This window comes from Kitasatospora sp. NPDC036993 (assembly GCF_055607525.1).
The window spans coordinates 131578-146504 of record NZ_JBVJRP010000007.1 but is presented as its reverse complement, the minus strand read 5'-3'; the positions used below and the strand labels follow the sequence as shown (position 1 = coordinate 146504).

At 76.3% G+C, this 14927-nt stretch carries 7 protein-coding genes; 1 reads left to right on the top strand and 6 read right to left on the bottom strand.

Annotated elements, in window-relative coordinates; genetic code table 11:
* Positions 1–48: 48 nt before the first annotated feature.
* The 6 genes from ACZ7C5_RS16825 to eccCa form a co-directional block, all read right to left on the bottom strand.
* Positions 49–1311, bottom strand: a complete 1263-nt coding sequence (locus tag ACZ7C5_RS16825) for a S8 family serine peptidase (RefSeq protein WP_470322832.1) — start codon at positions 1309–1311, stop codon at positions 49–51.
* On the bottom strand, positions 1308–4673 hold the full coding sequence (locus tag ACZ7C5_RS16820; protein ID WP_470322831.1) for a right-handed parallel beta-helix repeat-containing protein: 3366 nt from the start codon (positions 4671–4673) through the stop codon (positions 1308–1310). Before ACZ7C5_RS16820 ends, ACZ7C5_RS16825 begins: the two co-directional genes overlap by 4 nt.
* 77 nt (positions 4674–4750) lie before the next feature.
* Entirely contained in the window at positions 4751–6292 is a 1542-nt protein-coding gene (locus tag ACZ7C5_RS16815; protein WP_401083960.1) for a hypothetical protein, read from the bottom strand.
* A 79-nt stretch (positions 6293–6371) separates the two neighbouring features.
* Positions 6372–6809, bottom strand: coding sequence for a hypothetical protein (locus ACZ7C5_RS16810; RefSeq protein ID WP_470322830.1), 438 nt, complete (start codon positions 6807–6809; stop codon positions 6372–6374).
* A gap of 143 nt (positions 6810–6952) precedes the next feature.
* Positions 6953–9373 (bottom strand): hypothetical protein, encoded by a 2421-nt coding sequence (locus ACZ7C5_RS16805; protein ID WP_470322829.1) that lies wholly within the window; start codon positions 9371–9373, stop codon positions 6953–6955.
* On the bottom strand, positions 9370–13335 hold the full coding sequence (gene eccCa, locus ACZ7C5_RS16800; RefSeq protein WP_401083954.1) for a type VII secretion protein EccCa: 3966 nt from the start codon (positions 13333–13335) through the stop codon (positions 9370–9372). Before eccCa ends, ACZ7C5_RS16805 begins: the two co-directional genes overlap by 4 nt.
* 202 nt (positions 13336–13537) lie before the next feature.
* Between eccCa and eccD the strand changes: the two genes are divergently transcribed.
* Positions 13538–14920 (top strand): type VII secretion integral membrane protein EccD, encoded by a 1383-nt coding sequence (gene eccD / locus ACZ7C5_RS16795; protein ID WP_470322828.1) that lies wholly within the window; start codon positions 13538–13540, stop codon positions 14918–14920.
* Positions 14921–14927 lie beyond the last annotated feature (7 nt).

Sequence of the window (14927 nt, the reverse complement as noted above, 5' to 3'; positions counted from 1 at the left end):
GACCCCGGGACACGACGGCAACGGCCGCCGGGGTAGGCCGACGTCCCGTCAGCCCTCCTCCGCCCGCCCCGGGCGCCAGCCCCGGGCACGGGCCCGCGGAGCCACCGCACCCGCCGCCGCCACGAGGGCGATGACGGCGAGCGAGGACAGCGCGACCAGGCCCGCCTGGCCGCCGGCGTCACCGGGGACCGGGGCCGGGGGCATGGCGAGGGCGACCGCCGGGGCGGGCGAGGCGGTGGCGGTGGGGGCGGCGAGCCGGGTGACGGCCGCGACCGGGTCGACGGTGCCGTGGCCGAACTGCGCGTTCGGGCTGCGGTAGGCGGTGGTCTCCAGGCGCCGGGTCAGCTGGTCGACGGTCAGGTCCGGGCGGTAGCCCAGGACGAGGGCGGCGGTGCCGGCCACGAAGGCGGTGGCGAAGCTGGGGCCGGCGCCGGTGTAGTAGCCGCCGGGGGCCGGGCCGGGGCCGGTGACGGCGTCGCCCGGGGCCGCGAGGTCGATCCGGCCGCCGACCTGGACGGCCGAGGTGCCTTCCGGGAGCGCACCGCCGGGGGCGAGGTCGCGGACGGCGAGCACCTCGGGGTAGGCCGCCGGGTAGGCGGGGCCCGGCTTCCCGCCGGACTGGCCGGCGTCGGAGGGGGTGGTGTCGGGGGCGGCCGGGGCGACGACGAGGGCGCCCTTGCCCCGCGCCGCCCGGACCGCCGCGGCCAGCGCGTCGCTGCCGTTCGGCAGCGCGACCCCGACGGCGATGACCCGCGCGCCCCGGTCGGCGGCCGTGGTGACGCCCTGGGCCAGCAGGTCGGCGGAGGCCGTCCCGGCGTCGTTGGTGACGGAGATGCCGAGGATCCGGGCGCGCGGTGCGATGCCGGCGAAGCCCGCGCCCTCGCGCTGGTCGGCGGCGATCAGGCCGGCCAGGAAGGTGCCGTGGCCGACGCAGTCCTGGGCGGAGTCGGGGCCGCCGGGCAGCGTGGCCAGGTCGAGCCGGCCGGTCAGCAGGCCGCCGCCGTCCTTCACTCCGGAGCCGAGCACGGCGACGGTGACGCCCTCGCCCCGGCTGAGCGGCCAGACCCGGTCGGGCCGCAGGAAGGTCTGCGGCCAGGGGGTGAGCTGGGTGCCCTTGGTGGACGCCGGCAGGCAGCCGGCCGGCCGCCCGCTCGCGTCGCGCCGCTGCTGGCTGACGCCGGGCAGCGCGTCCGGGGCCTCGGCCGCGGCGGCGCCCGCGGGGAACAACGGTCCTGTGGCCAGCACCCCCACCGCCAGCACCCCCGCCGCCAGCGACCCGGCCGCCGTCCGGGTCCGGGGCGCCGTCCTCACGTGAGGCCGCCGATCCGCTCGACCGGGATGTCCTGCGGCAGCAGCAGGCTGAGCTCGTCGAGGTCCGCCACGTCCAGCCGGGACAGCCGGCCCGCCTGCCGGGTGATCATCGCCTCCAGCACCTGCCGGGCGAACCGTCCGTTGCCGAAGGAGCGGTCGCGCGGGACGGCGCCGAACAGGGTGCCGAGCGCGGCCAGGGTCTCCGGGGTGCAGGTGTAGCCGGCGGTCTCGGCCTGCACCCGGACGATGGTGACCAGTTCCTCGTCCCCGTAGTGGTCGAAGGTGATCTCCCGGGAGAACCGGGAGGCCAGGCCGGGGTTGGAGGCGAGGAAGCCGCGCATCTCCTCCTGGTAGCCGGCCACGATCACCACGACCTCGTCGCGGTGGTCCTCCATCAGCTTCATCAGGGTGTCCACCGCCTCCTGGCCGAAGTCCCCGCCGGAGCCGTTGCGGGGCGTCAGGGTGTACGCCTCGTCGATGAACAGCACGCCGCCGCGGGCGCGTTCGAAGGCGTCCTTGGTGAGCTGGGCGGTGTGCCCGATGTACCGGCCGACGAGGTCGGCGCGGGCGGTCTCGATCAGCTGTCCCGAGGGCAGCACGTCGAGTTCCGCGAGGAGCCGGCCGTAGAGCCGGGCCACGGTGGTCTTGCCGGTGCCGGGCGGGCCCGAGAACACCAGGTGGTGGCTGATGGTGGCGGAGGGCAGTCCGGCCTCGATCCGGCGCCGGGTCTGCCTGGTCAGGTTGACCAGGTCCTCGACCTGCTCCTTGGCGGCGGCCAGGCCGACCATCGCGCGCAGCCGGTCGAGCAGCCCCGGCTCCTCGTCGCGGCCCTCGCCGGCGGCGTCCGCGGCGGCCTGCTCGCCGACGTCGGCGGGCAGCAGCTTGGTGAGGGCCTCGTTGTCGAAGTGCTCCAGTTCGGCGAGCCGGGAGGCCTGCCGGTCGACCATCTCCTCGAACACCTTGCGGGCCGCCCGGCCGTTGCCGAAGTCGGCGCCCTTGGGCATCCGCTCGAAGTGCGCGGCGAGCGCCTCCCTGGTGCCCTCGGCGAGTTCGTAGCCGTGCCCGCCGGCGGCGTGCTCGACGATCGTGGTGAGCTCGTCGTCGCTGTAGTTGGCGAACTCGACGGTGCGGCTGAACCGGGAGGCCAGACCCGGGTTGGAGGCCAGGAACTCGCGGATCTCGGTCTCGTACCCGGCGACGATCACCACCAGGTCGTCGCGATGGTCCTCCATCAGCTTGACCATGGTGTCGATGGCCTCGCGGCCGAAGTCCGGGCCGGTGCCGCCGGAGCCGGCCGACAGGGTGTACGCCTCGTCGATGAACAGCACCCCGCCGAGGGCCTCCTTGACCACCTCGGTGGTCTTGAGCGCCGTCCCGCCGATGATCGAGGCGACCAGGTCGGCCCGGGCGACCTCGACCAGGTGGCCGCTGCGCAGCACGCCGAGTTCGGCGAGGATCGCGCCGTAGAGCCGGGCGACGGTGGTCTTGCCGGTGCCGGGCGGGCCGGCGAAGACCAGGTGCCGGCTCATCGGCAGGGCGGGCAGCCCGGCCTGTTCGCGGCGGCGGGCCAGCTTGTTGAGGTTGACCAGGGTGGCGACCTGCTCCTTGACGCCCTGCAGCCCGACCAGGGTCTGGAGGACGGCCTGCGGGCCCTGCGGCCCGGCCGGGGCGGCGCCGGACCCCGCCGTCCCCTCGGCCGGGGCGTCCGCTCCGTCGGCGGCGGGGGCGGCACCGGGCTCGGTGGTGGCGACGGCCGCCGCGCCGTGGGCGTCCGGCGAGCGGTTGTCCCGGCTGTCCAGGTTCTCCACCGCGAGGCGGTCGGTGGGCTCGGTCTGCCGCAGCCCGGCGCCCTGGTTCTCGGCGGCCACGCAGTCGGTGAGCCGGACGGGCTCGGTGGTCTCGGAGCGCAGCCCGTCCACCGTGTTGTCGCCGAGCTGGCAGGAGGTCAGCGTGGCACGGGCGCCGGGCAGCAGGTGCAGCCCGTGCCGGCGGTTGGTCCGCAGCCGGGTGCGGGTGGCGGTCAGCTCGCCGCCGTGTTCGACGCTCGCGCCGTCGAGGGTGTTGTCGGTGGACTCGACGTCGCGCAGGGTCGCGATGCCCTCGGCGCCGACCGAGATCCCGCAGGATCCGCTGCCGCGCACCAGGCTGCCGCCGAGGTAGGTGTTGGCGCCGTCGGCGATCCGCACGCCGTGCTTGCCGGCGTCGACGACGGTGACGTCCTCCAGCCGGCCGCGCCCGTCGTGCAGCACCTCGATGCCGTGGCCGCCGGCGGCGGTGACGGTGCTGCGGCGCAGCAGCGGGTTGGCGCCCTCGCGCACCACGATGCCGACGCCGGCCGCGTCGCGGACCTCCAGCCGGTCGAACTCGGCGGCGCTCTCCCCGGTGAGTTCGACGCCGTCGGCCTCGGCGTCGCGCACCACCGCCCGCACCAGGCTGGGCCCGGCCGACTCGCCGACGTGGATGCCGGTCCTGGCGGGGGCGGTGACCTCGCAGTCCTCCAGGGTGCCCCGGGCCCGGTCGGCGATGTGCAGGCCGTGGCCCTGGGGGCGGACGGCGCGGCAGCGGCGCAGCAGCGGGTCGGTGCCGTTGGTGAGGACGAAGCCGTGGCCGCGCACGGCGGTGACGGTGCAGTCCTCCAGCACCACCCGGGCGGTGGAGCCGACGAAGACGCCGAGCGCGCTGTCCCTGATCTCGGTGCGCAGCAGCCGTGTGGTGCTCTGCTCCTCCAGGGCGACGGCGGGCTTGTCGGTGGCGGAGATCTCGCAGTCCTCGACCACGCCGCGCGACTCGCCGTTGGCGCACAGGCCGTTGCCGCGCGCGTCGCGCAGCACGCAGCGCCGGACGGTCGGGTTGGCCCGCTCGCCGATGACCACGGCCGAGGTGCCCAGGTGCTCGATGACGCTGTCCTCGATCACGCTGGTGCCGGTGGAGGTCTCCACCAGTCCGGCGCCGGCCGGGTTGGTCACCCGGCTTCCGCGCATGGCGAGTTCGCCCTGCTGGCGGGTGAGCACGGCGGTCCACGCGTTGCCGATCACCTCGCAGTCCTGCATGGCGAGCTGGCCGCGCGGGACGTCCACGGCGGGCAGGTCGTCGTCCTGCCCCTGGAGCACCAGGCCGGTGAGCTGGACGGCCTCGGTGAGCACCTGGACCACCGAACCGCGGCGGGGGCTGATCCGCACGCTGCCCCTGACGTCCTCCGCGGTGATGCTCACCACCTTGGTGAGCACCAGGTTCTCGTCGTACCGGCCGGGGCGGACCGAGATCACCGCGCCACTGCGGGCTGCCTGGAGGGCTTCGCCGATCGTGCGGTAGGAGCCGGGCTCCCGCTGCTCCGCGCAGACCGTCAGCACCGGGCGCGACATTGCCTGGGGTTCCCTTCGTCGTGGGGCGTTGAGGTTCGGTGGTTCGGTGGGCCGGCGGTTTGGTGGGCCGGACGGGGTCAGGCCGTGCAGGTGGCGCGGACGGCACTGGCCGCGTGGTGGGCGAAGGTCGTGGTGCCGCCCGACCAGTCCAGGCCGCGGCTGTGCAGCGTGACCGAGATCGGGCCGCGGTAGGAGAAGGGCCCCTGGTTCACCCAGCTGCCGCGACTGGCGGTCTGGTTGATGCTGAAGGAGCCGACCTGGCCGCCGCCGCTCTGCACCGTGTAGTAGCTCGGGCTGCCGCCGACCTGCTTCACGTCGCCGCTGGACGGGATGTAGACGGACAGGGTGCAGCTGCTGACCTTGTCCAGGGTGAAGGTCCAGACCACCGAGTTGCCGTTGTCGTCCTTGTTGGCGTCGCCGGACATCGGCATCGAGACGTAGCTGCCGTTGCAGCCGTCGCCGCTGTAGCCGCCGGAGTTGTTGCGCCAGCCCTTGTCGCCCTGGTCGAACCAGCCGTTGGCCTTGTACACGCCGCCGGGCTTGCAGTACGGGCCGGCGACCGCGATGACCGGTGCGGGCGGCTTGGCGGCCGCGGGCGTGGTCTGCTGGGGCGCCGGCTGGTTCGGCACGGGCGGGTTGGGGGCGGGCTGGTTCGGCACGGGCGGGTTGGGGGCCGGGTTGGCCCCGCCGGAACCGCCCGCGCTGCCCGAGCCGCCCGTGGCGGCGCTCGAACCGCCCTGGGACCGGGCCGCCCCGCCGGTGGAACTCCCGTTCGCCGGCGCGGGGTTGGCCGCGCCGGGCTTGGCGGCCTCGCCTCCGCCGCCACCACCGGACCCGCCGGACCCGCCGGCGCCACCCGCGCCGTTCGGGGCCGACGCGGGCTGGTCGCCCGGCGCCGCCGAGGCCGACGTCACGGGCAGCGGGACCGCCGCGCCCGGCTGCCCCTCGGGCGGGGGGCCCGCGGGGTCGGTGCTGCCGCCGTGCTCGTCGAAGCCGGGGACGAAGCCGTTGCCGCCGTCCCCGCCGCTCTGTCCGTAGCCGGGCGGGGCGTCGGCCTGGGCGGGCCCGTGCTTGGGGTCGTTGCCGCCGAGCTGGGTCACCACCACGGAGGTGCCGACCAGGACCAGGCCGACGGCGACGGCCGCGGCGATCATCGGGCGGGAGACCTTGCCGGGGCGCGGCCCGGGGTCCGCGGCGCCCTCGCCGACCGGCTCGGTGGCCTCGACGGCGGCGAGCGCCACGGCCTCGGGTGCGGCGGGCGCGGCCGGAGCCGTCGTGGCGGCCCGGGGCGCGGCGGGAGCGGTGGGCGCGGCCGGACTCGCGGGCCCGGTCGTGGACGCGTTCTCCGGCTCGGCCCCGGCCTCAGACTTGGCCCCGGCCCCGGTGGTCGCGGCGGCACCGGCGCCGGCCCCGGTGGTCGCGGCGGTCCGCGCCCCGGTCGGCGTGGCGCTCGCGGTCCCGGCGCCCGCCGGTGCGGGCAGCACCGCGGTCGCGGCGCTCGCGGACTCCGCCTCCTGCTCCCCGGCGTCCGCCTCGGCCGCCATCGCCCAGTTCACCGCCGGGAGCCGGAAGCCGCCCGGCCTCCGGCCCGGCTCGCCGCGCTGTTCCTCGCCCACCATGCATCCCCTGCGCTCGACGACACTCCCGTGGGGAGGTACGGACGGCGTGACCGAACCGGTTCAGCCGGATCGGCGCAGTTCAGGAGCCGACCGTCCAGACGGGTTCCTCGACCGCCTCCGGCGGGGTCAGCACGAAGGACACCGCCAGCTCCAGCACCTCCGCCGGCGGCTCCGCCCACGGGCCGTCGCCCTGCTCGCGCACGTGCGCGAGCAGGGCGGGGTCGGGTGCCAGCCCGTACTCCTCCAGGTAGTACGCCACCGTGTCGGTCCAGATCCACCGGCCGTCGGTACGGAAGCCCATCGGCACGACGCCGCGCCGGTCCGGGTCGACCACGTCGTCCATCAGCATCGGTGTCAGCAGCACCGCCGCCCCGGCCCGCAGGTACCGGAGGACGTCCTCGCGCTCCGCCCCCGCCGCCAGCCGCGGCCGGTCCGCCGCGAACCCGGGCCCGGTCACCGGATCCACCATGTCGAACACCGCCGCGAGCCGGAACCCGCTCCGTACCGTCTCGGCCATCCCCGCACTCCTCACCGCCGGTCACATCCCTACGCTCCGTCCGACGGGCGGACGGCGCCTCGGGGTTCACCGGGCCCGCCCGTCGGTCCGTCGGTCTTGCCGTCCTTCCGTCCTTCCGCCCTTCCGCCCTTCCGCCCTTCCGCTCAGACGAGACCGGCGCCGAGCGCCAGGGCGTAACGGGAGGGGTCGGCGGGGCGGGTGCGGTCGGCGGGGGCGACGGCGTCGCGGCGGGCGAGCCAGGTACGCAGGCGGTCTGGGCCGGGACGGACCCCGCCGATCTCATGGAGCAGCACCCGGGCCGGGCGGCCCCCGTCCGGGTCCGCCGGCTCGACCTCGACCACCTCGAACTCCGTGCCCGGGGCGAAGATCACCGTCGGCTGGTCGCCCGGTTCGCCGAAGGCCGAACTGCGCCGGCCGCCGACGGACCAGATGGCGAACTCGATCCCGACGCCCTCCCCCAGGTCCGCGCCCGGCGCCGCCAGACCGGTGAGCGGGGCCCGCTCGGACAGCACCGTGCCCGGGGCGTACGCGGCGAGGTCGCACGCCTCCGCCGGGCCCGCGACCAGCACGCCGCCGTAGTGGCTGGGCAGCCGCCGCAGTCCTGCGGCGAGGCACCGCAGGTACGGGCCGTAGCGGCCGGGCGCGTCGGACCGGGCCGCCGCGAGGAGTTCGGCCCGGTCGGCCAGGGGGCTGGAGTCGCCGTGGTGCAGCAGTACGGCGACCAGTTCGGGCCTCGGGTCGGTCTCCTCCGTCCGGGCGCGCAGGGCGGGCAGCCGGGTGGCGACGTCCTCGGCCCGGCGGGCCAGGCGCTGGTAGGCGGAGCCGAGTTGGGTGACCAGGGCCGCGCGGTCCGCGGCGGGGGTGGCGGGTTCCGCGGGTTCCGCAGGCTCCACCACCGGGGGCGTCACGGCGGGCGCCGCGGGCTCGGGCTCGGGCTCGGGTTCCGGAGCGGGTTCGGGCTCCGGAGCGGGTTCCGGAGCGGGTTCGGGCTCCGGAGCGGACGCGACGGCCGGGGCTTCGGGAGCCGGTTCCTCCGCCACCGGCTTCTCGGCGGCGGCCTCAGGGGCCAATATTGTTCCTTCGACCGCTTCCTCGGGAGCCTCCTCCGCGAACGTCCCTCCCGAAGTCGACACCGTGACAGCGGGCTCCGGCACCGGCACCGTCACCGGCCCGAAGTCAAGGTCAGGGTCAGGTACGGCCACCGGCCCAGACTCAGGCTCCGGCACCACCGCAGCCGCCACGACCACCTCGGCCTCGGCCTTCACCGCCACCTCGGGCAACGGCTCCGCACCGACCCCGACCGCACCCCCGGCCGCCTCCGGCCCGACCCAGTCCAGTCCGTACAGCCGCGCGCAGAACCGCCCCACCGCCGCCGACCCGATGTCCAGCGCCCCCGCCACCGCGAGCGCGAGCCGGGCCGGGCCCGGCGGGACCGAGCCCAGCACCGCACCGAGGTGGTCCCAGAGCGTCTCCGGTACCGGCCGGCCCGGCGCGCCCACGACCAGCACCGGCTGCGCCGGGTCCGGCCTGCGCAGCCGGGGGCCGCGGTCGGAGGCGCCGGCGGGGCGGAGCCACAGCCCGGCCGCCACCGCCTCCAGCTCCCAGCCGGGGAAGGCCGGGTAGCGCGCCGTCCCCGGCGCCGCGGGCAGGTCGGGGCGGGTGCGCCAGCCGACGGCGGTGACGGTGCGCTCGCTCGGGCGGGCCACCAGCTCGGTGAGGTACGGTTCCCAGCCCTCGCCCCCGTCCGGCGCGGGCTGGACGTGCCGCGCGCCGAACCCGGACGCCCCCGCCGCGCCCACCGGCACGCCGATCGCCGCCCGCACCTCCTGGCCGAGCGAGGCCGCCAGCACTGCCGCCAGCTCGATGAGTTCGACCGGAGCGGCCCACGGCGCGCTCACCGTCAGGCGCTCCCGCCGCCCGGTCGTGTCCTGCAACAGCGCCGCGGCGTTGGCCAGTTGGACGGCACTGGGCAGCGGTCCCGCCGGACCGCCGAGGATCAGCAGCAGTCCGTCCGGTGGCGCGACCGCCCGGTCCAGCACGGCGGGCCTGACCGGCCCGGTCACCGTCTCGGTGATCCAGTGGGCCCCGCCGCGCAGCGGGGTGACGGTCGCGGCGGCGGGCCAGCGGCCGCCGAGCGGTTCCGCTCCCCCGCCCGGCCGGCAGCGCCACCACGTCCCGTCCACGGCCGGCAGGGTGCCGTCCGGCTCGACGCTCACCACCGCGTCCGGTGCGACGACCGTCAACCCGCAGCGCCTGGCGAGCAGTTCGGCGGGCCGCCGGCCGTCCGGGCCGAGCGCCGCCAGCCCGGAGGCGGCCAGCACCAGCACCTCGGCGCCGCGCTCGCGCGCCGCCCCGGCGAGTTCGTCCAGCGAGGCGAGCAGGACGGGCGCCGCGTCCGCCGCGGCCGCGAGCAGCAGCAGCGCCCGCGGCTCGGCCCGCACCGGCGCCAGCGCCTCGGCCAGTCCGTCCGCCTCCGCGCCGGGCGGCGCGATCACGTAGTGCGGGCCGAGCGCCCGCAGCGTCGAGGCGTTCACCGTTCCCGGACCCTCCGTGGTCGCCGTCACTGCTCGACCTCCACCAGGTGCCCGGTCTGCACCTGCACCGTCCGCCGCCGGGTGATGTACAGCCCGCGCCCGGTCGGCAGCACCCGGGGCCGGATGTTGCCGAACAGGAAGCCCTCCGACGGCGGGCAGGACATCAGCAGCGCGGGCGAGTTGACCTCCTGGAGCTTGCGCACCAGCGGGTCGCCGAGCGCCCGCCCGATGCCGTTGGCGCCGCGGGCGACGACCAGGTGGAGGCCGATCTCGGCGCCCTGCGCCAGGTCCTCCAGCAGCGCGGCGAAGGGGTGGCTGCCGCTGCCCGGGCCGACCAGGTCGTAGTCGTCGACGAGGATGAACAGCTCGGGCCCCGTCCACCAGTCGCGTTCCCTGAGCCGGGAGGGTGCGATGTCGGCGGGCGGGATGCGGTTCTTCATCGCCCGAGAGGCCCCGTCGACGATCTGGCGGAGCTTGTCGACGGCCACGGCGTAGCCGAGCCGGTACTCCTCCGGCACCGCGTCGTAGAGGCCGCGCCGGTAGTCGACCAGCATGATCCTGGCCTCGGCCGGGGTGTAGGCGGTGGTGATGGCCTTGATCATCAGCCGCAGCAGGTTCGTCTTGCCCGACTCGCTGTCGCCGACCACCAGCAGGTGCGGGCTCTCCTCGAAGTCGTGCCACAGCGGCGCGACCTCGGTGTCCTCCAGGCCGATCGGCACCCGCAGCCGGCCCGTGGGGGCGGGCAGCCCGGCGGCGTCCAGGGTGAGCGGCAGCATCCGCACCTCAGGAGCGCGCGGCCCGGTCCAGTGCGCGGCGACGGCGTCGACCAGGTCGGCGACGCCCTCGCCGAGGTCGTCGGTGCTCCCGGAGCCGTCGATCCTGGGCAGCGCGGAGAGGAAGTGCAACTGCTCGTCGGTGAGGCCTCGGCCGGGCAGCTTGGGCACCTTGGCGGCGGCCCGCATGTTGATCATGGAGTCGACGGAGTCGCCCAGGCGCAGCTCGAAGCGGGTCTGCAGCTGGTCGCGCAGGCCGCCGGTGATCTCGCCCCAGCGGGTGGTGCCGATGACCAGGTGGACGCCGTAGTTGAGGCCGCGCTGGGACATCAGGGTGAGCGGCTGGACGAGGTCGTTGAACTCCTGGCGCAGGGTGTTCCAGCCGTCGACCACCAGGAAGACGTCGCCGTGCGGCTCGTCGGGCAGCTCGCCCGCGGCGCGGCGGCGCCGGAAGGACGCGATGGAGTCGATGCCCAGCTCGGCGAAGTACTGCTCGCGGCGGGTGATGATCCCGTTGACCTCGGCCACGGTCCGCAGCACCCGCTCGCCGTCGTGCCGGCCGGTGACCCCGCCGACGTGCGGCAGGGCGCGCAGCGTGGAGAGCGTGCCACCGCCGAAGTCCAGGCAGTAGAACTGGACCTCGCGCGGGGTGTGGGTCAGCGCCAGGCCGGTGATCAGGGTGCGCAGCAGGGTGCTCTTGCCGCTCTGCGGGGCCCCGGCGATGCCGACGTGGCCGCCGGCGCCGGAGAGGTCGGCGGTGAGCAGGTCGCGCAGCTGGTTGAACGGGCGGTCGACCACGCCGACCGGCAGGGCGAGGGCGCCGTGCCCGGCCGCGTCCTCGGTGGTGAGGCCGCGCTCGGGGTGCGGGACGAGCGGCGGCAGCAGCTCGTCGAGGGTCGGCGGGACGCCCAGCGGCGGCAGCCAGACCCGGTGGGCGGGCGGCCCGGCGTCGCGCAGCCGGCCGGCCGCGACCTCCAGCAGCGAGCCGGCCGCGGTCTGCTCCTCCTCGGCCCCGGTCTCCGCCACCGGCCGCTGCCTGGGCACCACGTAGTCGGTGCCGTACGCGACGACCTGCCCGGCGATGGCGGCCTGCTGGGCGGCGCGGCGCTTGGGGCGGTACGGGCCGGAGACGTAGGCGGCCTTGAACCGGGTGAGGGTGGAGATGTCGCTGCGCAGGAAGCCGTTGCCGGGCTGGGAGGGCAGCTGGTAGGCGTCCGGGACGCCGAGCACGCCGCGGCTCTCCATGGCGGAGAAGGTCCGCAGGCCGATCCGGTAGGACAGGTGGGACTCCAGCGCGCTCATCCGGCCCTCGTCGAGCCGCTGCGAGGCCAGCAGCAGGTGCACGCCGAGCGAGCGGCCGAGCCGGCCGATCATCACGAACAGCTCCATGAAGTCCCGGTGCGCTGACAGCAGTTCGCTGAACTCGTCGACCACCACGAAGAGCGTGGGCAGCGGGCGCAGCGCGGTGCCGGCGGCGCGCGCGGTCTCGTAGTCCAGCAGCGAGGCGTACCCGGCGTCGCGCAGCACCTCCTGGCGGCGGACGAGTTCGCCGTGCAGGGCGTCGCGCATCCGGTCGACCAGGGCGGCCTCGTCGGCCAGGTTGGTGATCACCGCGGAGGTGTGCGGCAGGGTGTCCAGGCCGAGGAAGGTGGCACCGCCCTTGAAGTCGACCAGGACGAAGTTGAGCACCTCGGAGGAGTGGGTCACGGCGAGCGCCAGCACCAGGGTGCGCAGCAGCTCGGACTTGCCGGAGCCGGTGGCGCCGATCAGCATGCCGTGCGGGCCCATGCCGCCCTGGGCGGACTCCTTGAGGTCCAGGTCGACGGGCCGGCCGTCCGGGCCGAGGCCGAGCGGGACGCGCAGCCGCTGCGGGATGCCGCGCTGGGCCCACATCCCCTCGACGTCGTGGGCGTGCAGGTCGGGGATGCCGAGCAGGGCGGTGAGGTCGAAGTCGGTGGCGAGCGGTTCGGCGGCGTCGACGCCGTCGGCGATCCGGTAGCGGGCGAGCCTGGCGGCGAGCCGGGTCACCGCGGGCAGGCCGAGCGCGTCGGGCCGGCCGAGGTCGGTGGCCACGTCCTTGCGGTTGCGGTCGGCGCCGACCATGGTGAGCCGGCCGTCCTCTATCCGCAGCCGCAGGGTGGTGCGGGCCGGGCGCCACTCCAGGGAGTCGGAGAGGTCGATCAGGACGGCGTTCCGGTAGCCGGTCAGCGCGGCGCGGCTGCCGGTGTGCGCGCCGGGGCCGTCCAGGACCAGGACGGTGAACGGCTCGTCCCGGTCGGGCACGGCGTCCGGCTCGAAGCCGGGGCGGCCGGTGAACTCCTCGCCGAGCAGCTGCTCGACCTCGCCGAGGCTGCCGGCGACCAGCCGGACCGGGCCGGCGCCGTCGGTGTCGGTCGGGTGCAGGGCGTGCGGCAGCCACTTGGCCCATTCCCACTCGGCCCGCCGCTCCGGGTCGGTGACGACGGCGATGCGCAGCTCGTCCGGGCCGTGCACGACGGCGAGCTGGGCCAGCACCGCCCGGACCAGCGCGCGGGCGGCCCCGGGGTCGTCGGAGCGCAGCAGCAGGTGGGCGAAGCCGCGCAGGTGGATCGCCATCGGCTGGTCGGCGAGCGTGCCGTAGGCGTGGATGAAGCGGCGCAGCGCGTGGGCGCAGAGCGGCTCCAGGTCCTCGACCGGCTTGGTGGCCAGCGGTGCGAGCGGGGTGGCCAGGCGCTGGGCGCCCTGCGCGATCCGGACGTCGCTGAAGTCCGGGTGGGCGGCCCGCCGCTCCCACAGCCGGGTGGTGCCGACCAGCGAGCCCAGTTCGGCCGGGGCCGGGTGCCGCCAGGCCAGGGCCCGGCGCTGGGCGTCGATCGAGCGGCGCACCTGACGGCGCATCTGGGAGAGGTAGCGCAGGTAGTCGCGTCGCTCGGCGCGCAGCTGCTGCTTGCGGTCGCTGGAGCCGCGGATCAGCTGGGTGACCAGCATGCCGACGGCGGACAGCGCCATCATGCCCATCGCGACGTAGCTGAGCATGCCGCCACTGCCCTCGCCACCGCCGGGGTGCAGGAACATGAACACCATCGACAGCGAGCCGAGCGCCATCGGGGCCATGCTGATCACACTGGCCATGCCGCCCTGCTTCTCCGGCAGGCCCGGCGGCTCCTGGAGCTGGACCTCACCGTCCGGCATCTCGGGCCCCGGACGCCGGGGCGTCCGGTTGATCAGCTCCACGCTCACTCAGGGCTCCTCACTGCAACGGGCTGCTCACGGCCCCGGGCTGCTCGGGGCGGCCGGCGCTCCCGCGCCCGAGGCCGTCCCCGTTCTGACCCACGGACGGCACCGTGCCTCCGGTTCACGGGGCCGGTTGAACGCGGCACGCCGGGCAGGCCGTTCATCCGGGCGGAGCAGCGGACCAATCCCACCGAACCGGAGGACCGGCGTGAGCAGCAGTGTCGTGGCAGGACTGTGCCGATTGAGGTTCCACGCGCCGGGGACGGCCTTCGAGCTGGCCGTCCCCGCCGACGTACCCCTGGCCGACCTGCTGCCCGCCGTCCTCGGGCACGCCGGCCCCGGGCTCGCCGAGGAGGGCCTGGAGCACGGCGGCTGGGTGCTGCAGCGGCTCGGCGAGGAGCCGCTGGACGAGGAGCGCACCGCCGAGGCGCTGGGCCTGCACGACGGTGACGCGCTGTACCTGCGGGCCCGTCACGAGGCCCTTCCCCAGGTGCACTTCGACGACCTGGTGGACGGCCTCGCCACCGGCATGGACGAGCGCGGCGACACCTGGCGCCCGGCGCTCACCCGGATCCTGTCGCTGGCCCTGGCGCTGGCCGCGCTCGCGGCCGGCTGGGTGCTGCTCGCCCTGCCAGGACCGGCCGCCCCGCGCGAGGCCGCCGCGGCGGCGGTCGCCCTCCTGCTGCTGCTCGGCGCGGCCAGCGCCTCCCGGGCGATGGCCGACGCGGGCGCGGGCGCCGCGCTGGGCGCCGCCGCCGTCCCGTACCTGGCGCTCGCCGCCCTGCTGCTGCCGAACGGGCCGGGCGGCGGTGAGCTGCTCGGGGCCCGGATCCTGGCGGCCTCCTCGGCCGGGGCCGGAGCGGCGGTGCTGGCCCTGGCGGCGGTCGGCGCCGCGGCGCCGCTGTTCCTCGGGGTGGCGCTGGTCGCCCTGCTCGGGGTGGGGTCCGGGGTGCTGGTGCTCTCCGGGATGACGCTCGCCCAGCTGGTGGCGGTGATCGCGGTGGTGTCCGTCCTGGTCGGCGCCTTCGTGCCCTCGCTGGCCTTCCGGCTGTCCGGGCTGCGGCTGCCGATGCTGCCGCGCAACGCGGAGGAGCTCCAGCAGAACATCGAGCCGGTCCCGGCCTCCGCCGTACTGCCCCGGGCCCTGGTCGCCGACGACTACCTGATGGCCCTGTACTCCGCGATCGGCGCCGTCTGCGCCGTCTGCCTGGCCGTGCTGCCCTTCGCCGACGGCTGGGCGGGCCCGGCGCAGGCGGGCGCGATGAGCCTGCTCCTGCTGCTGCACGGCCGGGCCGTCGGCAGCATCCGCCAGCGTCTGGCCGTCCTGCTGCCCGGTGTCCTCGGCGGCCTGGTGCTGCTCGCCCGTGCCACCACCGACGCCTCCGGCACCGGCCGGCTGCTCCTGCTGGCCGCCCTGCTGACGGTGGCGGTCGCCCTCCTGGTCGCCGCCTGGACCGTCCCCGGCCGCCGGCTGCTCCCCTACTGGGGGCGCCTCGCCGACATCCTGCACACCCTCTGCGCGCTGTCCCTGCTCCCGCTGGCCCTCCAGGCCTGCGGGGTCTACCACACCCTGCGCGGCCTGGCCGGCTGACCACCGC